General features: G+C 75.5%; 14 protein-coding genes and 1 pseudogene. 9 read left to right on the top strand and 6 right to left on the bottom strand.

Annotated elements, in window-relative coordinates; all coding sequences use genetic code 11:
• Both HCN52_RS11265 and HCN52_RS11260 read left to right on the top strand, forming a co-directional pair.
• Positions 1-629: pseudogene (locus tag HCN52_RS11265) on the top strand (transcriptional regulator); the annotation flags it as partial.
• 26 nt (positions 630-655) lie between these two features.
• The gene (locus HCN52_RS11260; RefSeq protein WP_168088283.1) at positions 656-1618 is read left to right on the top strand and encodes a pirin family protein; all 963 of its coding nucleotides are present in this window, start codon (positions 656-658) and stop codon (positions 1616-1618) included.
• Between the two features lie 266 nt (positions 1619-1884).
• Here HCN52_RS11260 and HCN52_RS11255 read toward each other — a convergent pair whose 3' ends face one another.
• Positions 1885-4230 (bottom strand): heavy metal translocating P-type ATPase, encoded by a 2346-nt coding sequence (locus tag HCN52_RS11255; protein ID WP_168088282.1) that lies wholly within the window; start codon positions 4228-4230, stop codon positions 1885-1887.
• A 391-nt stretch (positions 4231-4621) separates the two neighbouring features.
• Between HCN52_RS11255 and HCN52_RS11250 the strand changes: the two genes are divergently transcribed.
• Positions 4622-5659 (top strand): alcohol dehydrogenase catalytic domain-containing protein, encoded by a 1038-nt coding sequence (locus tag HCN52_RS11250; RefSeq protein WP_168088281.1) that lies wholly within the window; start codon positions 4622-4624, stop codon positions 5657-5659.
• Between the two features lie 50 nt (positions 5660-5709).
• On the opposite strand, the gene HCN52_RS11245 is transcribed toward HCN52_RS11250, so the two are convergent.
• On the bottom strand, positions 5710-6393 hold the full coding sequence (locus HCN52_RS11245; RefSeq protein WP_168088280.1) for a helix-turn-helix domain-containing protein: 684 nt from the start codon (positions 6391-6393) through the stop codon (positions 5710-5712).
• 386 nt (positions 6394-6779) lie between these two features.
• Between HCN52_RS11245 and HCN52_RS11240 the strand changes: the two genes are divergently transcribed.
• Both HCN52_RS11240 and HCN52_RS11235 read left to right on the top strand, forming a co-directional pair.
• A complete protein-coding gene (locus tag HCN52_RS11240) occupies positions 6780-7445 on the top strand; it encodes a CBS domain-containing protein (RefSeq protein ID WP_245175042.1) in 666 nt (221 codons plus the stop codon).
• Positions 7446-7539: 94 nt separating this feature from the next.
• Entirely contained in the window at positions 7540-8568 is a 1029-nt protein-coding gene (locus tag HCN52_RS11235; protein WP_168088279.1) for a zinc-dependent alcohol dehydrogenase family protein, read from the top strand.
• A 16-nt stretch (positions 8569-8584) separates the two neighbouring features.
• On the opposite strand, the gene HCN52_RS11230 is transcribed toward HCN52_RS11235, so the two are convergent.
• Positions 8585-11014, bottom strand: coding sequence for a glycoside hydrolase family 65 protein (locus tag HCN52_RS11230; RefSeq protein ID WP_168088278.1), 2430 nt, complete (start codon positions 11012-11014; stop codon positions 8585-8587).
• Positions 11011-11775, bottom strand: coding sequence for an HAD family hydrolase (locus tag HCN52_RS11225; protein WP_312876645.1), 765 nt, complete (start codon positions 11773-11775; stop codon positions 11011-11013). Before HCN52_RS11225 ends, HCN52_RS11230 begins: the two co-directional genes overlap by 4 nt.
• A gap of 313 nt (positions 11776-12088) precedes the next feature.
• Between HCN52_RS11225 and HCN52_RS11220 the strand changes: the two genes are divergently transcribed.
• Positions 12089-12994: a universal stress protein gene (locus HCN52_RS11220; RefSeq protein ID WP_168088276.1), complete on the top strand. Its 906-nt coding sequence runs from the start codon at positions 12089-12091 to the stop codon at positions 12992-12994.
• Between the two features lie 156 nt (positions 12995-13150).
• Positions 13151-13651: a DUF2231 domain-containing protein gene (locus HCN52_RS11215; protein ID WP_168088275.1), complete on the top strand. Its 501-nt coding sequence runs from the start codon at positions 13151-13153 to the stop codon at positions 13649-13651.
• Between the two features lie 118 nt (positions 13652-13769).
• On the opposite strand, the gene HCN52_RS11210 is transcribed toward HCN52_RS11215, so the two are convergent.
• Positions 13770-15632 carry a KUP/HAK/KT family potassium transporter gene (locus HCN52_RS11210; protein ID WP_168088274.1) on the bottom strand — a complete coding sequence of 621 codons (1863 nt, stop codon included), beginning with the start codon at positions 15630-15632 and terminating at the stop codon, positions 13770-13772.
• A gap of 313 nt (positions 15633-15945) precedes the next feature.
• Positions 15946-18042 (bottom strand): MMPL family transporter, encoded by a 2097-nt coding sequence (locus HCN52_RS11205; RefSeq protein WP_168088273.1) that lies wholly within the window; start codon positions 18040-18042, stop codon positions 15946-15948.
• Between the two features lie 704 nt (positions 18043-18746).
• Here HCN52_RS11205 and HCN52_RS11200 point away from each other — a divergent pair.
• Positions 18747-19343 carry a sigma-70 family RNA polymerase sigma factor gene (locus tag HCN52_RS11200; protein ID WP_168088272.1) on the top strand — a complete coding sequence of 199 codons (597 nt, stop codon included), beginning with the start codon at positions 18747-18749 and terminating at the stop codon, positions 19341-19343.
• Positions 19340-20459: hypothetical protein (locus tag HCN52_RS11195; RefSeq protein ID WP_168088271.1), on the top strand; the 1120-nt coding region annotated here is incomplete at its 3' end. The genes HCN52_RS11200 and HCN52_RS11195, both read left to right, overlap by 4 nt.

Below are 20459 nucleotides of genomic sequence, written 5' to 3'. Positions count from 1 at the left end.
CCTCCGACGAGGCGCCGCTCGACTGGACGGTGCGGCCGGACGTGTGGCCGCAGGACTGCGGCCACACCTATCTGGTGGACCGCGACCCGGCAGCGGTCCCCCCGCCGCCGGTGGCCCAGGACGCGGAACGCTGGGTGGCCGACAACGATGCCGTCCACGGCGGTGCCAGCGTCGTCGAGGCGACGCTGCGGACCAACGGTGCGGGGCCGGTCGTGGTGGAGGCCCTGCACGTCCGGGTCGTCGACCGGGCCGAGCCGCAGGCGGGCCCGGCCTACGCCACGGGGGCGGGGTGCGGCGGGGCGCTGTCGCTGGCCGCGTTCCGCGTCGACCTCGACGAGACCGCGCCCCGGGCCCGTCCCACGGAGGGGTTCGACGGAGAGAGCGGCGAGGCGCTGCCCGCCCCGCGGCTGCCGTTCCAGGTGAGCGACGACGAGCCACTGGCGGTCCGGGTGGAGGCGGCCACGGAGGCCTGCGACTGCGGCTGGTACCTGGAGGCCGAGTGGAGCAGCGGCACCGAGCGCGGCACGGTGCGGCTGGACCGCGACGGGCGGCCGTTCCGCACCAGCGGGATCGAGGGCAACCCGCGGTACGTCCACGACGGGGTGCGCTGGACCCCGTTGGTGCCGTGAGCGGCGGCTTGGGGCATGCTCGTGCCATGAGCAACCTCGACGCGCGGCCCGCCCCCGCCGACTGCGGTGGAGAGCCGCACCCCGGCCCCACCCGCGATCTGCTCCCGGGCCGGCTGACCCCGCTCGGGGAGTCGACCGTGGTGCGGCGGCTGCTGCCCAGCCTCGGCAGGCGCATGGTCGGCGCCTGGATCTTCGTCGACCACTACGGGCCCGACGACATCGCCGGTGAGCCCGGCATGCAGGTGCCGCCGCACCCGCACATCGGGTTGCAGACCGTCAGCTGGCTGCACGACGGCGAGGTGCTGCACCGGGACAGCCTCGGCAGTCTCAGCACCATCCGGCCCCGCGAGCTGGCGCTGATGACCTCGGGCCACGGCATCTCCCACTCGGAGGAGTCACCCCGCGACCACGCCCGGCTGCTCCACGGCGCCCAGCTCTGGGTCGCCCTGCCGCGGGAGCGCAAGGACACCGCTCCGGCGTTCGAGCACCACCGGGAGCTGCCGACGTTCGCCGGCGGGGGCGGCGTGAGCGGCACCGTGTTCCTGGGGGAGTTCGACGGCGCCGCGTCCCCCGGCACCGTGCACACGCCGCTGGCCGGCGTGGACCTCGCCCTCGCCGCAGGCGCCGAGACCCGGCTCCCGTTGATCGAGGAGTTCGAGTACGCCGTGCTGTCGATGGCGGGCGCCTGCACGGTCGACGACGTCCGCGTGGAGCCCGGCTCGCTCCTCTACCTCGGCCACGGCCGCCGCGACCTGCCGGTGCGGGCGGACACCGACGCCAAGGTCATGCTGCTCGGCGGGCTGCCGTTCGACGAGAAGCTCGTGATGTGGTGGAACTTCGTGGGGCGGTCGCAGGCCGACATCGAACAGGCCCGCACCGCCTGGGAGGAAGGCCGCCGGTTCGGCGCTGTCGAGGGCTACGACGGCGCTCCACTCACCGCGCCGCCGCTGCCCCCGGTCCCGCTGAAGCCACGGGGCCGCGCCCGCTGACCTGGTGCGACAGCGAGTCGGGGTGGGGGACGCCCGCCGCTTGCGCGCGGGTGCGTCGCCTTAGCGGAACGAGCCCACCCGGGCCGAGCGGAGGTGTGCTCTCCCGGGCGGCCGTCGTTCCCGTCCGCGGCAGGGTGTGGCAGCCTCGGGCGGCGATCGACGCTGACCTCATTGCTGACTTCGCTGAGCAGCCGTCAGACGGTCCGGTGCTGAACCCCCGCGTCGCCGGCCGCGGCCATCCGCCGCGTCGTCGGGAGCGCCCAGTGTCACCCGTCGAGGGACGAGTAGACCTCCTCCTCCGTGCCGAAGTGCAACAGGAGGAGCGCGTGCAGTCCGTACAGGGACCGCCGCAGGTCCGGGATCTGCTCGTCCGGCAGGGCCGCGGCTTCGCCGCTGCCGTGGCCGTCGATGAGGGCGAGGTGGGCGGAGACCCGGTTGACCAGTCGTTCGATCTCCGTGCGTGACCGCATCAGGGGTGCTGTGGTCTCGGGGCCGCCCAGCCACCGGTTGACCACCGGGTACGCCAACCGCTCCTCCTCGCGTTCGTGCGGCAGCAGCTGCTCCCGCAGGGCACGCTCCGCGCCGCGCACCGCGGGCAGCGCCCGGCTCCGGTCCTGTGCGGAGAGCGCGTCGGCCGCGGCCCTGGTGGCGTCGACGGCCTCCAGCAGCTGCACATGCCCTGCGCGGAACCGTCGGACGAGATCACGGGAGGCGGGGTCCGCGGCGCGTTCCGTCCCGCGGACCGCGCGCAGCGCGTTCAGGATCACCGTCACATCGATGAACTCCTGCAGCAGGGCCCCGGCTGCCGGGGGGAGCAGCCCGACGGCTGCCACCACCATGGCTGCGAGGGACAGCGCCATTCCGCCCGCCGCGCTCTGCACCGCGATGCGTCGGGAACGACCGGCGATGACCATCGCGTCGGCCAGACGTTCCACGCGGTCGGTGGTCAGGACCACGTCGGCGACCTCCGAGGAGGCACTCGACCCGGTCGCCCCCATGGCGACGCCCACGTCGGCGGCGGCAAGCGCGGGCGCGTCGTTCACCCCGTCGCCCACCATCACGGTGACGGCGCGTTCCCGCTCCTTGCGCACGGCGTTCACCTTCCGGGCCGGGCTCTGGTCCGCCCGCACGTCGTCCAACCCCAGCATGGCGGCGACATCCCGGGCAGGCCCGGGGCGGTCCCCGGTGAGCAGGAGGGTTCTGTCGACGCCGGCCGCCCGCAGCCGCCGCATCGTGCGCGGGGCGTCCAGACGCAGCGGGTCCTTCAACAGGACAGCCCCCACGAGGGCGTCGTCCACGTCGACCCACACCACGCCCGCGCCGTCGATCAGCGCCCTGTTCTCCACGACGCGGGCCCACTCCGGCAGTTCCAGCTCGGCCCTCCGGCGCCCCACGCCGATCCTCCGCCCGCCGACCTCGCCCCGGACGCCCCAGCCGGGTTCCTCACTGACACGGGTGGCGGGCGAGATCTCCAACGCCCTGCGGTGGCTCTCGTCGACCAGCGCCCGGGCCAGGACATGTGGGGAGTACTGGTCGACGGAGGCGGCGGTCCGCAGCACCCGAGCGGGATCCCAGCCCGGGGCTGTCGCCACGTCGACCACTTCCGGCCGACCGGCGGTGAGAGTGCCCGTCTTGTCGAGCACCACCGTCCGGGCCTGCCCCAGGCGTTCGAGCGCGGCCCCGTCGCGGACCACGACGCCCCGCCCGGTCGCCCGGGCCAGCCCCGAGACGATCGCCACCGGCGCCGCGAGCAGCAGCGGGCACGGGGTGGCCACCACCAGCACCGCCACCGCCCGCACGGGGTCCGCGCTCCACCACCAGGCCGCCCCGGCCAGGGCCACGGAGACGGGCACGAACCAGGTGGCGTACCGGTCCGCGAGCCGTACCACAGGCGCTCGCGCGGCGACCGCCTGTTCGGCCAGACGCACGATCTCCGCGTAGGTGCTGTCCGTCGAGGTCGCCGTCGCGGTGAGCTCGAAGACCTCGCCCCCGTTCACCGCACCGCTGCGGACGCGTTCCCCGTCGCTCCGCACGGTGGGTTCCGGCTCTCCCGTCAGGACGGATTCGTCGAGGACGGCCGAGGTACCGGCCACCCGGCCGTCGACGGGGACCACCTCACCGGGGCCGACCACCACGACGTCCCCCGGCGCCACCGTCTCCAGCGGGACGGTGAGGACGGCGGTGCCGTCACGTCTGCGGGCCGTGCGCGGCGCGTGCGCCAGCAGAGCGTGCAGGTCGCGCTGGGCGCGCCGTTCCGCGGCGGACTCCAGCCACCGCCCCGTGGCCAGCATCAGGGCGATCACGGCCCCGGCCACGTACTCGTGCACCGCCAGCGATCCGCCCAGCGCCAGGACGGCGATCAGATCGACCCCGGTGCGCCCGCGCCGCAGCGCGCCGCCCACCCACACCAGCGCCGCCAGCAGACCGCAGACGGTCCCCGCCGACCAGACGCGGTCGGCCGCCGCGGGGAAGCCGCTCCACCAGAGCGCCGCGCCGACCGCCAGGGACGCCCCGGTCACGCCGGTCAGGGCGGGTTCCCACCGGCGCCGGGCCGCGCCCCTCACGGGAGGAGGAGCGGGAGGGGCCGGTGCGGGGCGGGGAGACGGCGCCATGTCGAACGGGGCTCCTTCCCGGGACGGGAGGGCGAGGGCCTCATCTGCACCGTAGCCCTCCCGGACACCCGCGGCGCGGTGGACCGCCGCCGCGGGCCCGCTCCGCGTCGGCGTGCGGTGACGCGGACCCGGGACGGGCCGCGACCATCCGGTAATCGCCGGGGCGGAGAGGCACCCGGCCGGTGGCCCTCCCGCTCGGTGACGAGCGGAGGCGTCGGCGCCACACGTGTGGTGGCATGGGAAGAGGGGAGCGGGCGACGGTGTGCGACCGGAACTGCCCACCGGTCGGGGGCGGAACAGCGGCTGTCGGTGCCCCGCACCGCGGCGACGGCGGTGCGGGACGCCCGCAGGAGTGACGCAGAAGAGACGAGGGAACGCGGAGGTGTTCTCCATGCATGCGCTCGTATTCAAGGGAACCGGGGACGCCGCCTGGGAGGACCGGCCCGATCCGCGGGTCGAGAGCTCCACGGACGCGGTGGTCCGGATCGACACCACCACCATCTGCGGTACCGACCTGCACATCCTGGCCGGTGACGTCCCGGAGGTGGCGCCGGGGACGGTGCTCGGTCACGAAGCCGTCGGCGAGGTCGTGGACACCGGCTCGGCCGTCGCCGACTTCCGGCCCGGCGACCGGGTCCTGGTGTCCTGCATCTCCGGTTGCGGCCGATGCTCCTCCTGCCGCGGAGGCAGGTACGGGCAGTGCACGGGCGGCGGGGGCTGGGTACTGGGTCATACCGTCGATGGGACGCAGGCGGAGTTCACGCGGGTACCGAACGCGGACTTCGGGCTGCACCACGTCCCGGAGGCCGAGCCCGCCGAGAAGGCCGTGCTGCTGTCCGATGTGTTTCCCACCGCGTTCGAGGTCGGTGCGCTCAACGGACGCGTGGCGCCCGGTGACACCGTGCTCGTCGTCGGCGCCGGGCCCATCGGACTGGCCGTCGTCGCCGCGGTTCGGCTCTTCTCCCCGGCGCGTGTGATCGTCACCGACCGGGACGACACCCGGTTGCGGGCGGCCCGCGCTGTCGGGGCCGACGCCACCGTGCGTGCCGAGGAGGATCCCGGCCGGCTCGTCGCGGATCTCACCGACGGGCTGGGCGCGGACGTCGCCGTGGAGGCGGTGGGGACTCCCGCCACCTTCGAACTCTGCGCCGCGGTGCTCCGTCCGGGCGGGAGGCTCGCGAACGTGGGGGTCCACGGGAGCCCCGCCTCTCTGGCGCTGCACGAGCTGTGGAACCGGAACGTCACGATCACGACCGGACTGGTCGACACCTTCTCGACCCCGCGGCTGCTGTCGATGCTCGCCTCGGACCGACTGCCCGCGGGCGAGTTGGTGACCCATCGCTTCGCCCTGGAGCAGATGGAGGAGGCGTACGCGACCTTCGGCGACGCGCTGGGGTCGGAGGCGCTGAAGGTGGTGCTCGCCCGGTAGCGGCCCCGCCGTCCGGTCCCGCAGCGGCGGGCCGCGGGCTGCTGCGCGCGTCACCCGGTGGCGATGCGCCGCCCGGAGATCCGTGAGGGAGTGAGCGCGACCCACCGGTCGCGCTGCCCGCCGGCCCAGGGCTTGCTGAACGATTCCCGGTCGAGGGCGGCGATCTCGTCGTCGTCCGTCACCTCTCGGGCCGGCCCGTGGACGAGAACGGACCATCCGGAGCTCATCGCCTCGTCCACCTGGTCCACCTCGAAGGTCGTGTCGGTACCGGCAACTGCCGAGAGCGCCGAGCGGTCAGCCGTGCGAAAGACGATGTCACCGGCGATGACGGTGTAGTTGACGGGAATGATCAGGAGCCCGTCGGGCGACTCCACGGCGACCCGGCCCACCCCGTGCCCGGAGAGGTGGTTCCTGCTCTCCTCCTCGTCCATCGCGACGAGCCGGGCCCGCAGGGCGGCTCGGCCGATGCCCGGCGGCGGTCCCGCCGCGGCGCCGTGCAGCGCGGCCCCGGTGGTCTCCAGCGCGTGCGCGACGCGCAGGACGACCCCGAGACCAGGCGAGGGCGCCGGGTTCTCCTCCAGGTAGGCGATGTAGCCCGTGGTCGTGCGGGCGCGGTCGGCCACCTCCTCGCGACTGAGACCCAGCGCGAGCCGCCGCGCCGTGATGCGGCGGCCGAGGTCCCCCGGCGGTGTCCGTCCCGAGGCGGAGGGCATCGACTCGTGAGGCTCGGACATGTCACTCGCTCTCCGTGCCCGGCAGGACGGGCACCGACGGGGGCGGGGGCTGCTCGCCTCATGGTGCGGCGTCCCTCCTGCCTCCCCTCGCGACGAGGCCGGTGTGTCGGGGGTCCGGCGCGACAATTCACCCGGTCCCGCGTCGGTGGGCGCCACGGCGGGGTGCCCCGGCCCGGGTGGCGAGGGCCCGGGGGGCGAGGGCCCGGGTGGCGAAGGCCCGGGGACGGCCGCAGGGTGAAGGTGCGGGGCGTTCGCGCCGGCCGACCCGCCGGTGATCGTCGCAGGAGTCCGCCCCCGTGTGCCGCGGGGCCGCCATCGGTCGTGGTCCCGGGGGCGTCACGTCGGTGGCCGCCCCCTCCCGCACCGCACCGGAGCATCGGAGAACCATGCGTACCCAGAGCGAGCAGGGCGACCGGGCCGACACCCCGACGCTCGTGCACCAGGTGATGACCTCCCCGTGCGTCACCGCGTCCCCCGAGACCCCCTTCAAGGTCCTCGTCGCCACGATGCACCGCGAACGCGTCAGTGCGCTGCCGGTCGTCGACGAGCGGCAGCAGGTCGTGGGGATCGTCTCCGAGGCGGATCTGCTGCCGACCGAGATGTACCGCGCGGGGGACCGGACGATGTCGGAACCGCTGTCCGGGCTGGACGCCGGGGGCAGAGCCGGTGGGGCGGTCGCCCGGCAGGTCATGTCGACGCCGGTCGTGACCGCGCGGGAGACGGACACACTCCGCCAGGCCGCCCGCACCATGGCGATGCACCGGGTCAAGCGGCTTCCGGTGGTGGGCGACTCGGGTGCGGTCACCGGGGTGGTCAGCCGATCCGACCTGCTGACGGTGTTCCTCCGCTCCGACGAGGAACTGGCGGCGGAGGTGCGGGCGCAGGTGCTGGGGCCGCTGGCGGCGTCCGCGGCGGGGGTGGCCGTCACCGTGGCGGACGGCATCGTCATGTTCCGCGGACGGTTCTCGGACAGCGGGCTCGTGCCCCTCGCGGCACGCCTCGCCCGATCCGTGGAGGGGGTCGTCGACGTGGGGTTCGAGGAGTCCCCGTGAGGGCCGCCGGCCGTCACCAGCGGGGGGCGTCGCCGCCCTCGGAGAGGCGGCGGCCCGTGTTGCCCGGGCCGGGGTCACGCCGCACCCTGGACGCATGGTGAGCTCCGTTCCTGCGGCCGACCGGTTCGCCGCCTGGGCCGTCGAGCGGCCCGGCCCGATCGGAACCGGGCCGCTGACGAGGGTGCGCCGCCCGCCTCCCGAACCGGCTGCCGGGGAGCTGCTCGTCCGGGTCGAGGCGTGCGGCGTCTGCCGGACCGATCTGCACCTCGCCGAGGGGGACCTGCCGCCGCACCGGCCCGGCGCCGTTCCGGGCCACGAGATCGTCGGTCGGGTGATCGCCACCGGCGCGGGATGCCACCGCGTGGCCAGGGGCGACCGCGTCGGCGGGGCGTGGCTGCGGGGGACCTGCGGGCGGTGCCGCCACTGCCGGGCGGGCCGGGAGAACCTCTGCCCGCAGGCCCGCTTCACCGGCTGGGACGCCGACGGAGGCTTCGCCGAACTGGCAGTGCTGCCGGAGCCGTTCGTCTACCCGCTTCCCGAGCGCCACGACCCGGCGACGCTCGCCCCGCTGCTGTGCGCCGGCATCATCGGCTACCGGGCGTTGCGGCGCGCCGCTCTTCCCCCGGGTGGGAGGCTGGGGATCTACGGCTTCGGGGGCTCCGCGCACCTGACCGCCCAGGTGGCTCTCGCCGAGGGCGCGACCGTCCATGTGCTCACCCGGTCCTCGCGCGCCCGCGAGCTGGCGCTGCGGCTCGGTGCGGCCTCAGCCTCGGGAGCCTTTGCCAGACCGCCGGAACCGCTGGACGCGGCGATCCTCTTCGCCCCGGTGGGGACGCTCGTGCCGGTCGCTCTGGAAGCCCTGGAGCGCGGCGGCACCCTCGTGGTGGCGGGTATCCACCTCTCCGCCGTCCCGACGCTCGACTACCGGCGGCATCTGTTCCAGGAGCGGGACCTGCGCAGCGTCACGTCGAACACCCGACGTGACGGCCGTGAGTTCCTGGCCCGCGCCGAGGAGATCGGCATCCGGCCGACGGTCGAGCGGTACCCGTTGGACCGCGCCGACCGGGCGTTGGCCGACCTGGCCGCGGACCGGGTGGACGGCGCGGCCGTCCTGCTGCCCTGAGAGATCGGCGCTCCCCTCAGCCGGCCCGCCGGGCGCCGACGGCGGGCGGCGGCAGCCGCAGCCGCGCCACCTGCCCCGGCTGGACCAGTACCTCACGACCCGCGAGCCGTACGCGCAGCGCACCGCGGGACGCCCTGGGCACCTCGACGAGCACCGCCCCCCGACGGAAGCGCAGCTCGACGTCCCGGTGCCCGAGGACGCGGACACCCAGGCGGAAGCGGGCCAGTTCCGGCAGCGGGGCGGGGTCGAGCCACAGCGCGCCGTCGTGCTGCTCCAGGCCGGTCAGGCCGCGCTGGACGAAGTCGAGCGTCCCCGCCATCGCCCCGAGGTGCACCCCCTCCGGGGTGGTGCCGCCCTGCAGGTCGGCGACGTCCCCGGTGAGGGCCTCCCAGGCGTGGTGCCATGCCTGCTCGGGGCGTGACCTGGCCAGTACCCACGCGTGCACCACGGAGCTGAGGGTCGATCCATGGCTGGTGCGCCGCAGGTAGTAGTCGACCGTGGAACGCCAGACCGCGTCGTCCAGCACCACCCCCAGTTGCGCCATGAGGCCGTGGAGTTCGCGGGGCGAGAACAGATAGCCCAGCATGAGGACGTCGGCCTGCTTCGAGGCGCGGTAGCGGTTCACGCTGTCGCCCTCCGCTTCGAGTAGCCGGTCCAGACGCCGGATGTCCGGGTAGCGCCGTCGGTAGGCGGCCCAGTCGAGTTCCGCGAGAGCCTCGTAGCCGGCGAACTGGCTGATCACCCCGTCGTGGAACGGCACGTGCAGCGTGTGGGCCACGTGCTCCCAGCGTTCGGGCTCGTCGGGGCGGAGCCCGAGCCGACCGGAGAGCTCGTCCCGCCGCCCGGGCGGGAGCGCCCGGTGGACGTCGAGCGCGCGCGACAGGACCCAGGCCGCGGTGACATTCGTGTAGGCGTTGTCCGACAGGCCCGGCGTCGAGGCCCCCGGGTAGCTGTCGTGGTACTCGTCGGGACCGACCACGCCGTGGATCCGGTAGCGCTCCAGCGACCCGTCCCACTCGGCCCGGTCGGCCCAGAACCGGGCCACTTCCAGGAGCATCTCCGCGCCGTCGCCGAGCAGGAAGTCCGTGTCGGCGGTGGAGGACGCGTACTGCCAGACGTTGTACGCGACCGCCGATCCGACGTGGTGCTGGAGCCGCGAGTGGTCGGCGAGCCAGCGTCCGGACCGGGGGTTCAGATGGAGCCGCGGCGTCTCCTCCCGGCCGTCGCTGCCGCTCTGCCAGGGGTACATCGCGCCCGCAGCTCCCGCCGCCCGCGCCGCACGCCGCGCCGCGGGCAGCCGGCGGTGGCGGTAGGCGAGCAGCGAACGCGACACCTCGGGGAAGTGGAGGTTCATCCACGGCAGCACGAACAACTCGTCCCAGAAGACGTGCCCCCGGTACGCCTCGCCGTGCAGCCCGCGTGCGGGCACGCCGACGTCCAGGTCGGCCGTGTGCGGGGAGAGGGTCTGCAGCACGTGGAAGAGGTGCAGGTGCAGGATGTGGCCCGCCTCCCCGGGGACGTCCACGCGAGCACGCTGCCACAGGGCGTCCCAGGCGCGTCGATGGGAGGCGAGCAGCCGGGGGAACTCCTCCGCGTCCCGGGCGCCGGCCCGCGCGGCGTGGCCGGCGCTGCCGATCGCCGTGTCCCGCGAGGTGTGGATCGCCGCCGTCTTGTCCACGTGCGCCGTCGCGCCGTCCCGAACGGGTATCCGCAGCCGCTGCGCGACGGCACTCCCGCCGACCTCCGTCGTCCGTGGCGCTTCCGGCGCCCCGGCGGCCCGGGTGCGTGCGGCCACGGCCACCCGCACGTCGGAGTCGACCGTTCGGCACTGCAACCAGACCACCTCCCCGCCGTCCGTTCCGGCGCACACGTCGGTGAGGTGCCTCCCGGCCAGGTCGCGGTAGCGGGCGACTCCCGCGTTGCGGACGTCGCCGTCGATCCCCGACTCCACCTCGATCGTGCCCGACCAGCCCACCGGGGTGAACGCGGTGCGCTGCGCGGCCAGGTGGGGGTGGTGCATGTGGACCAGACGCGTCTGCTCGACCGCCAGCCGCCCGCCCGCGGTGTCGACGGCGTACTCCGACCACCTGCGCAGCGTCCCTGCCCGCAGGTCGAGCGTCTGCCGGTGCGCCGTCAGACGAGGCGAGTCCGGCGACAGCCAGGTGCCGTCGCCGCCGTCCGCCGCGACCCGGAAGCGCAGGGGCAGCCAGTTCGGGAGATTGACCATCTCCTCGTTGTCCGTGCTCCGTCCGGCCACCGACGAGGTCAGTCGGTCGTAGCATCCGGCGACGTACGTTCCCGGGTAGTGCCCGGGGCCCGCGGGGGTCTCGGAGCAGGCACCGCGCGTCCCGAGGTAGCCGTTCCCCAGGGTGCACAGCGCCTCCCGGAGGCGCTCGGTCGACGGGTCGTAGCCCTCGTAGGTCCAGCGCCAGAGATCCACCGTCATGCCTCCTCGGGCGCCGACGCCGCCAGCAGTTCCCCGGGGTCGCCGACGACGCGGTCGGCCCCGTGGCGCAGCAGGCGCTCTCTGCTCGCGGGCCCACCGCCCCGGTCGACGCCCACCACGAGGGCGAATCCGCCGCGGCGCCCGGCCTCGACACCGACGGCGGCGTCCTCGACCACGGCGGCTTCACGGGCCGGCACCCCCAGCCGCCGAACGGCTTCGAGGAAGAGCGCGGGGTCGGGTTTGCCGGGGAGCCGCAGTCGTCTCGCCGCGGCCCCGTCGACCACCGCCGCGAAGAGGTCGAGGACCCCTGCGGACCGCAGCGCCCGGGTCGCGTGCCGGGAGGCGGAGACCGCCGCGCAGGGCACGCCCTGCCGGCCGAGTGCGCGGAGCAGCCGTACGGTGCCCGGCCAGGGGGCTACGCGGTGACGGTCGAGCCACTGACGGAACAGCTCCTCCTTGCGGGCGGCCACCGCGGCCACGGTGCCGGTGCCGGGTGGATCGTCCCTCCCGCCCGGCGGCAGGAAGAGTCCGCGCCCCGTCAGGAACGCCTCCGCGCCGTCGAGGCGAGGGCGGCCGTCGACCCAGTGACGGTAGTCCTCGGGGGTGAACCCGGGCGCGCGGCCGGCTGCGACCAGGCACGCGTCGAAGGCTTCCCGCCACGCCGTTTCGTGGGCCGGGGCGGAGTCCGTGACCACACCGTCGGTGTCGAAGACCACGGCGCGCACGCCGAGCGACTGCCGTACGGCGCCGGTTTCCGGCACGACGCCGACTCCGGCCGCCGCCGGGTGTGCAGTGCTTCCCGTGTCGACCGCCATGTCCCCTGCTCTCTCCGGGACCGATGCTCCCGGCGCCGCTGGGCGCCACCGTCTCCACAGTGCGCGGCCGCCCGCCGTCCTGCCACCGCGAACGAGCGGCCGTCCGCTCCGCGCGACCGAGCGGTCGCGGAGGCGCATGCTGAGGGGGGAGGCAGGTCGGCGGCCCGACGCGGTGGACCGTGTCGGGGTCCGACGGGGCGGCGGCGCCGAACGTCGTCACGCGGTGCCGACAGGAACGGAAACACCCCGGGAGGACCTCATGGACGAGCGGTCGGATCGCCCCGTCGTCGTCGGAGCGGACGGATCGGACGGAAGTCTCACGGCACTCGACTGGGCGGCCGCCGAGGCGGAGCGCACCTCGCGCGTGGTCCGGGTCGTCCACGCCTCGGAGTCGGGCCGCCGTGAGTCGTACCGGCCCCGGACCGCGGCGGAGGACAAGCCGGCCGGCACGGCACCCCGCGGAGCCGTCCTCACCGATGCGATGGCGCGGGTCCACCGCCGCGCGCCCGGTGTCCGGGTGGCCGCCGCATCCCTGCCGGGTGAGCCGTCGGCGGTGCTGGTGTCGGAGAGCGACGACGCCGCGGTGCTCGTGGTCGGGTCGCGCGGCCGTGGCCCGATCTCCGGCATGCTGCTGGGCTCCGTCAGCCTCGCGGTGGCGGCTCGCGCGCGCTGCCCCGTCGCGGTCGCGCGGGAGAGGGCGGTGTCGGACACGGCGGCCGGCGCCCCCGTCGTCCTGGGGATCGGTGAAACGGCGGCCGAGGACCCCGCGGCGCTGTTCGCCCGTGAGCAGGCTCGGGCTCGGGGTGTGCCGCTGCTGGCCGTGCGCGCGTGGCGGCCTCCCCTGCCCGATGTGGTGATCGCCCAGGGCTCGGTCCCCTACGACCCGTTGCAGGTGGAGAGGGCCTCCCGTCGACAGGCGGACGCGTGCGTGGAACGGGTCGGCCGGCTGATCGGAGAGGGCAGTCCGGCGGCGCCCGTGCGGTTCCGGGCCGTCGAGGGTCCGGCCCACGAGGTCCTGCTCCGCGCTGCGGAGGGTGCGGCGGTCCTGGTGGTGGGGGCGGGTCACCGGGGCGGCAGGGTCCCGGGGCTCCAGCTGGGCCGCGTGAACCACGCGGTGCTGCATCACGCGGCGTGCCCCGTCGTGGTGGTGCCCGGTACGGAGTGAGGCGGCCCGCCGCCGGCCGAGGGCGGGCCGCTGCGGTCCGGTGTCCGCCGGACACGTGATCTCCCGCGGTCGGCGGTCGTGGCGTGGGGTCGGCGGGCGGTCCGCGGTGGACGATGGCGAGCACCCACCCCGGAGCTCGACCGAGGAGTCGCACGCATGGGTCCCACGACGTTCAACGGCATTCCGGCGCACCCTCTCATCGTTCACGCCGTCGTGGTCCTCGTGCCGCTGGCTGCGCTCATGCTCGTCCTCTGCGCCGCGTGGCCGTCCGTGATGCGGCGGATGGGCCTGGCCCTCCCCGTCCTCTCCCTCGCGGCGCTGGTGACGGTGCCCCTGGCGACGGATGCGGGCGAGTGGCTGGAGGAGCGGGTCCAGGAGAGCGCGGCGCTGGAGCGCCATACCGAGATGGGGGAGAACCTGCTGCCCTGGGCGGTCGCGCTCTTCGTCGGCTCCGCCCTGCTGTGGCTGCTCTACCGGCGCCCGTGGCGTCGGGGCGGTACGGGGGCGCAGCACGAGGGGGAGGACACCGCGGCGGTTCCCGGGGTCGCGCTGCGCGTCGCCGCGGTCGTGCTGGCGGTGCTCGTCGCCACGGGCGCGGTCGTGGAGACCTACCGCATCGGTGATTCCGGGGCGAAGGCGGTCTGGGAGGGGGTCTGACGCCGGGGCCGCGTGGCGGCGGGGTGCCGGCCGGGGCCCTCGGGCCCCTCGCCGCGCGCCGCCCGGGTCCCACGGCGTGCGGCGGTTCGGTCGGGTCGGGGTGACGGGCGCCGACGGATCACCGGACGCGGATGCGCCGCCCGACGATCATCGTCGTGGCGTCCGGCACGTCCAGCAGGTCGGCCGGATGGGAGGTGAGGCGGTCCAGCAGCCGGTAGATCCGCCAGCGTGCCCGTGCTGCGACGCCCTGCGAGTCCGGTGCCACCCGGGCCTCGGAGAGGACGTACGTGGCGTCCGCGTCGTCCGGTAGGCCGGGGTCCACCGCGGCGGCGGCGGCCAGCAGCTCCCGGGGGCGGAAGACGTCGTCGTAGCCGATGCTGACGCCCACGACCCACACGCCGACGTCGGCCCCGGAGGCGTCCACCGCCGGGGTGCTGTCGGTGCCGGCGGCCGGCCGGTCCACGGTGTGCCCGCAGAGGATCACCACCTTCCGGTGGAGACTGCGTTCGTTCTCCAGTTGCATCCGGACCGCCAGCGGGGCGCGCTCGAGGTCGTGCCCGAGGAAGACGGCGGTGCCGGCGGGGCGGGCGAGGTCCGCGCCGCGTTCACGGACCTGCTGTGCGACGGCGCCGATCGGCAGCGCGAGTTCGCGGGTGGCGGCGCGCACCCGGGCGCGCCCCGTCCACCAGGCGTACATGACGGTCGCCAGCCCCGCGGTCACCAGCAGCGGCAGCCAGCCCCCGGTGCGGACCTTCGGCAGATTGGCCGCGAGCACGGTGAGCACCAGGCACAGCACCGCCACGGCCACCACGAGCGCGCCCCGCCGCCGCGCCCGCGCCAGCCGCACCACCAGCAGCAGCGAGGTCACGGTGATGGTGATGGTCACCGCCAGGCCGTACGCGGAGGCCAGCGCGGCGGAGCTTCCGAAGCCCACGACCAGCAGGATCACCCCCGGCAACAGCAACCAGTTGACCACCGGGAGGTACACCCCCGGGCCGCGCAGCCTGCCGTGGGCGGGCGGCAGCAGCCGCAGGCGGCCGGCCTGGTGGACCACGGTGAACGTTCCGGAGATGACCGCCTGCGAGGCGATGACGGTGGCCGCCGTCGCCACCGCCACGGCCGGCAGCGCCAGCCACGACGGCACCAGGGCGTAGAACGCCGACCCGGTGACCGGGCCCCGCGCGAGCACCGCTGCCTGACCGAGGTAGGTCAGCAGCAGCGCGGGCATCACCACCAGCGTCCATGCCCGGGTGACCGCCCGGCGCCCGAAGTGGCCCATGTCGGCGTAGAGGGCCTCCGCCCCGGTCACCGCGAGGACCGCCGCGCCCAGCGAGATGAAGGCGGCGTGCGGGTGCTGCGCGACGTAGAGCAGCGCCCAGTGGGGGGAGAGCGCGACGAGGGCGTCGGGGTGCCGCACCAGCGCGGCCAGTCCCACCCCGGCGCTCAGCGCGAACCAGCAGATCATGACGGGGCCGAACAACCGGCCGATGGTCTGGGTGCCTCGCCGTTGCACGAGGAACAGCGCTACCAGGACGGCCACCGCCAACGGGACGACGAACCGGCTGAGGCTCGGCGTCGCGACCTCCAGGCCCTCCACCGCCGACAGCACCGAGATGCCGGGGGTGATGAGGCTGTCGCCGAGGAACGCCGCCGCGCCCACCATCCCGAGCACCGTCAGGGCGACGCGGGCGCGCGGGGAGGTGCGGCGGTCGCGCCGCACCAGGGTCAGCAGCGCCAGCAGCCCGCCGTCGCCGTGGTTGTCCTCCCGCAGCAGCAGCCGCACGTAGAGCACCGCGACCACGCAGACCATCAGCCAGATGACGGTCGAGGTCGCGCCGTAGACGACCGAACGGGACTCCTCGGGCGCGGACCGCATCACCGCCTCCAGGGCGTACAGCGGACTGGTGCCGATGTCGCCGAAGACGACCCCGAGCGCGCCGACCACGGCGACCGGTCCCGCGGCACGCGGCGGCGCCGTCACCGCGCACCCCGCCGCGCGGTCGTCGCCGGGACGGCCCGCGCGGTCGTGCCCGCGGTGGCCGCGGCACGCCCCGACCGGGCTCCCACTGACCCGAGGTACCTCACGGGGCGAGCGTAGGCCGGTTTCCCACCGGGCACCGGGCGGAGCGACCGTCCGGGTGAGGCGACCGGGGGAGGCCGGACGCCCGGCGGGTCACGGTGGAGCCGGGCTCGCCCGTCGCCCTGGTTCCGACCTCCTCGCCGCCCCCGCAGCGCCGGTGATCGGCCCGCACCGCGACCGCGTGCGGGGCCGGGCGGGCCCGCGACCGGCCGGCTCACCGCTCGGCGGTGTCCTGCCCGGCGGTCGCCGCCCGCCCGGACCGGGTGCCGAACGGCCACCACCAGTTGGCCCGGCCCATCGCCGCGACCAGTGCCGGAGCCAGCACGCCGCGGACCACGGTCGCGTCGATGAGGATGCCCAGCGCCAGGCCGGTGGCGAGGATCTTGACGTCGGTCCCCGGCGCCCGCGACAGCGCGACGAAGGCGAGGAAGAGGATGACCGCGGCGGAGGTGATCAGTCGTCCCGTCCGCGCCACCCCGCGCACCACGGCGGTGTCGGTGTCCCGCCCGGCCTCGTACTCCTCGCGGATGCGGGAGAGCAGGAAGACCTCGTAGTCCATCGACAGCCCGAAGAGGAAGGCGAAGACCGCGACCGGTACCCAGACGGTCAGCGCGTCGGACGCGGTCTGGTCGAAGAGCAGCTCGGTGCCGAAGCCGTGCTGCCAGATCAGCACCGTGACCCCGTAGGCGGCGCCGATCGACAGCACGTTCAGCACCAGCGCCTTCAACGGCAGCAGCACCGACCGCAGGGCCCGCGCCAGCAGCACGTAGGTCACGACCACGATGAGGAGCGCGATCCACCAGGCGTTGCCGTAGACCGCCTCCACGAAGTCGGCGTTCTGCGGCCCGATGCCGCCGACGCTGTCGCCGCGGGCCTCCAGCCGTTCCCGGACCTCGGAGACGACCTGCTCGCCGGTGCCCGACGCCGGGTCGGCCGCCGTCCAGACGTCCACCGCCCACCGGCCGTCGGCGCGCCACTCCGGAGGTGCCACGCCGCCGGCGATCCCCTCCACCGCGGTCGCGGTCCGCAGTGCGCCCTCGGGGTCGTCGGTGAGGACCTCCACCGGGGTGGTGATCCCGTCGCCGATGCCGGACCGCTCGACCTGCTCCAGCGCGGTGGCGGCGGGCCCGCCCGCCGAGACCAGCGAGTCGTTGCTGGGCTGCCCCAGCCGCAGCCCCAGCACGGGCGAGGCCAGGGCCAGCAGCACGGCGGCGCTGAGCAGCGCCGCGATCCAGCGGTGCCGCACGACCGCGGTCGCCACGCCGTGCCAGAGGCGGCTGTCGGGGGAGGAGCGGCGGCGGTGCGGCCAGGACAGCTTGGGCCCGGCCACCGTCAGCAGCGCGGGCAGCAGGGTGACGGCCGCGACGACGCTCACCAGCGGGATCAGCAGCCCGGTGTACCCGACGCTCCGCAGGAACGGCACCGGCAGCAGGACGAGCGCCGCCAGACTGACGGCGACCGTGACCCCGGAGAACACCACCGACCGGCCGGCGGTAGCCAGCGCCCGGACGACCGCGGCCTCGGTGGTCGCCCCGTTGCCGCGCTCCTCCCGCCAGCGCGTCACGATCAGCAGCGCGTAGTCGATGGCGACGCCGAGGCCGATCAGCGCCAGCAGGTACTGCACGATGAACGACACGTCGGTCAGCGCCGTCAGTCCCCACAGCAGCAGGAACGTGGTGAGGATGGAGGCGGCGGCGACCACCAGCGGGGTGAGCGCGAGGAAGGATCCGAAGACCACGGTCAGCACGATCAGTGCGCCCGCCGCGCCCAGCACCGTCTCCGCGAGCGCGCCCGAGCCACCGCTTCCGCTGTCGTCCACCAGCGCGTCCTGGCCGGTGACGGTCACGGCCAGGCCGGTGCGGTCGGCGGCGGTGGCGGCGGCCTGCTGCAGCGCCGGGAGCGCGGCCGCGTACGCCTGCTCTCCCGGCACCGGGGTCGGGTGGACGAGGACGACGCCGAGCCGGCCGTCGTCCGAGCGGAGCGCCGCCTGGTCACCGAAGCCGACGACGCGCCCGCCGACCCGGTCGCCGGCCGCGCGCACGGCGGCCTCCACGGCGGCCGACGCCTCGGCGGGCACCGGCTCCCCGCCGCCGTCCACCACCAGCAGCACGGGGGCGGACTCGCCGCCGGAGGCGAAGAGCCGCAGCAGCTCCTCGTCGGTGTCGGAGGCGCTGCGGCCCGGCAGCGAGAAGTCGTAGCCGAGGGCGGAGGTCGCCTTCGGGGCGGCCACCGCGCCCAGCACGGCCAGCAGCACCCAGCCGGCCAGCACCCACCAGCGGTGCCGCACCACCCATCGGGCCAGAGTGGTCACCGCGGTCCTCCGTGTCCATGTCGCGCCCCGGCCGTGCCCGGATGCGAGCAGGACGCGGGGTGGGAAACAGCGCCGCCACAGCTGACCACGCCGGTGGCCGCGGGCGTCGCGACACGCCTGGCGACCTGGGGTCGTCACCCCCGGAGGGCGGGGCCCGTACCGCCGTGCGGCGGGTGCGGGGCGCGTCGCGAGATCCGGATCACGCGCCGGAACGTGCCGATCGACCCCCGGGAGCGCCCGTTCCGTGCCCGTTCCTCCCTGCCGGTCCGCGCCCCGCCTCCCCGGGGCTCGGGGGCGCCCGCGGTCACCACCGGTACGGGGTCGAACGCCCTGCCCTGCCGCGCCCCCGCACGAGGCGCCGGGGCAGCCGTCGACGGGAGCTGCGCGGCCGGGGCGGACGAGGCCCGGTGGTCGGCGCCGGGACGGCGGCGGATGTTGCAGAGCGTGAGATCGGCGCGGGGCCGCCGGCGCGGCCGGGTCGGTCCGAGGGGTGGAAGTCGGCCACCGCGCACGCCCGTGACGAGGCATGATGTGCCCGTTCCTCGCCCGCACCCGCCCCGTTGGCTGTACCCGCCAGGCAGTATCATCCGCGCACGGTGCAACTCCTCGTGTCAATCGTATGGTTACCGGAGTGACATTCGAGCGTTCGAGGCTTGGCGCGTACACAGCCGTTGGCTGTCACCTCAGGACGGAGCCGATCCCAGATGCGCACGCCCCCCACCCCCGCCCCCGCCGAGGTCCGGCTCCACGACGCCTTCGACCACCGGCCGCGGCTGATCCAGTACGTTCAGCGGCTCACGGGCGACCGGCACCGCGCGGAGGACATAGCCCAGGAGGCGTTGTTCCGGTTGTGGCGGCTCTCGCCCGACGCGGTGCCCTCCGACGCCCACCTGGCGCCCTGGCTCTACCGCGTGGCGCGGAACCTCGCGGTCGACGCCCACCGCCGTGACCGGGCGGTGCCCATGGGGGAGTTCCCCCCGGAACTGGCGCTGCGCCCCGACACCACCGACGTCGCCGAGTCGGTCGCCACCCGGCAGGCCGTGGCGCGGGCACTGGCCCATCTCAGCCCCGACCACCGCCGCGCCGTCGCCGCCGTCATGCTCTGCGACCTCTCCTGCGCGGACGCGGCACGCGAACTGGGCGTACCGCCCGGAACGGTGAAGTCCCGCGTCCACTACGCGGTACGGGCGCTGCGCCGGGAGCTCGGTGTGAGCGACGATGACCTCCCCACCCGTCCGGCCGCCGCCCACCGCGCCACCGGGCGGCCCGCCCACCGCGCCCCGGAGAAGAGCGCCGCATGAGGACAGTCGACCCGTTCGCCTTCTTCGCCGAGCACCGCGACACCATCTTCCGGTGGTGCGGCATCCTCGGCACCCTGCTCGTCCTGTTCCTGCTGGTGCGCTGGCAGGTCATGAAGCGCGGCGGCTGGCGCGTCGTCGGCCGCCGCATCAAGCGGGAGATCAAGGCCACCGGCCTCGCCTTCGCGGCACCGCCCCGGGCCTGGCTCCGCTACCGCCGGGCCCTGCGGCGGCTCACCGTGCTGCTGCGCGCCCCCGTGACCTGGCGCGACGCCGAGCTGGCCGTCCTCAGCGCGCGGGAGGCCGCCGCCGGCGGCTCCGTCCCGTACGCGGTGCGGGTCGACGCCGACTGGGTCCGCGTCATGCTCGCCGGCCGCGCCGCCGCGCCGGGGGCGCCCGAGCCGCCCGGCCCCTGGTACCCGGACCCGGACGCGCCGGGGGAGTGGGTGGCGCAACGTGCCGACCTGCCCGCCATCGCGCCCGCCGACGCCGGCCCCTGCCCGGTGCTGGTGGCTGTCGGCGAACGCCACCGCGGCTGCGTCTTCGTCGACCTGGCCTCCGGGCCCACCGTCACCTCCGTCACCGGGGACGCCCGCAACTCCTCCGTGCTCGTCCAGGTCATCGGCGCCCAACTCGACGCCCGCATGCCCAGCGGCATGGTGACCGTCGCCGCCGACGTCCATCCGCGGTTCCCCGGCGCGCCGGTCCGCGACGCGTACCGCGCGGCGCTGGCCGCCCTCGGCTCCCCCTCCACCCCGCGCGACGACGTCACCGGGATGCCGGTGCTGCCCTCGGTGCTCATCGCGGCCACGCTCCCGGACCCGCTGCCGCCGGAGTTGACCGCCGCTCCCGACGACGGCCGCCCGCCGATCCGGGTCCTGGTCAACGGCCCCGGCCGGGGGCACACCCGACGGGTCTTCACCGACCGCCACAGTCGTGTGGCGATCAGCGGAACACCGCTGCTCGCCAACGCCGCGGCGCTCAGCCGGGCCGTCGCCCGCACGCTGCGCGGCTTCCCCGCGCTGCCCCCGCCGCCGCCCGCGGGCGCGGCCGCCGGCGGACTCACCGGCAGCGAGCTGTTCCAGGAGGAGGGTGTCGTCGCCGGCGTCCCCGCGGCGG

Source organism: Streptomyces bohaiensis, from assembly GCF_012033785.1.
Taxonomy (GTDB): domain Bacteria; phylum Actinomycetota; class Actinomycetes; order Streptomycetales; family Streptomycetaceae; genus Streptomyces; species Streptomyces bohaiensis.
Note: the sequence above shows the minus strand (reverse complement) of the source record. Positions and strands in the feature narration are given on the sequence as shown.

Coding starts and splice junctions, on each gene's coding strand:
- HCN52_RS11235 (WP_168088279.1), top strand. CDS start 7,540: ATGGTGAGCTCCGTTCCTGCGGCCGACCGGTTCGCCGCCTGGGCCGTC.
- HCN52_RS11250 (WP_168088281.1), top strand. CDS start 4,622: ATGCATGCGCTCGTATTCAAGGGAACCGGGGACGCCGCCTGGGAGGAC.
- HCN52_RS11230 (WP_168088278.1), bottom strand. CDS start 11,014: ATGACGGTGGATCTCTGGCGCTGGACCTACGAGGGCTACGACCCGTCG.
- HCN52_RS11240 (WP_245175042.1), top strand. CDS start 6,780: ATGCGTACCCAGAGCGAGCAGGGCGACCGGGCCGACACCCCGACGCTC.
- HCN52_RS11220 (WP_168088276.1), top strand. CDS start 12,089: ATGGACGAGCGGTCGGATCGCCCCGTCGTCGTCGGAGCGGACGGATCG.
- HCN52_RS11255 (WP_168088282.1), bottom strand. CDS start 4,230: ATGGCGCCGTCTCCCCGCCCCGCACCGGCCCCTCCCGCTCCTCCTCCC.
- HCN52_RS11245 (WP_168088280.1), bottom strand. CDS start 6,393: ATGTCCGAGCCTCACGAGTCGATGCCCTCCGCCTCGGGACGGACACCG.
- HCN52_RS11200 (WP_168088272.1), top strand. CDS start 18,747: ATGCGCACGCCCCCCACCCCCGCCCCCGCCGAGGTCCGGCTCCACGAC.
- HCN52_RS11215 (WP_168088275.1), top strand. CDS start 13,151: ATGGGTCCCACGACGTTCAACGGCATTCCGGCGCACCCTCTCATCGTT.
- HCN52_RS11260 (WP_168088283.1), top strand. CDS start 656: ATGAGCAACCTCGACGCGCGGCCCGCCCCCGCCGACTGCGGTGGAGAG.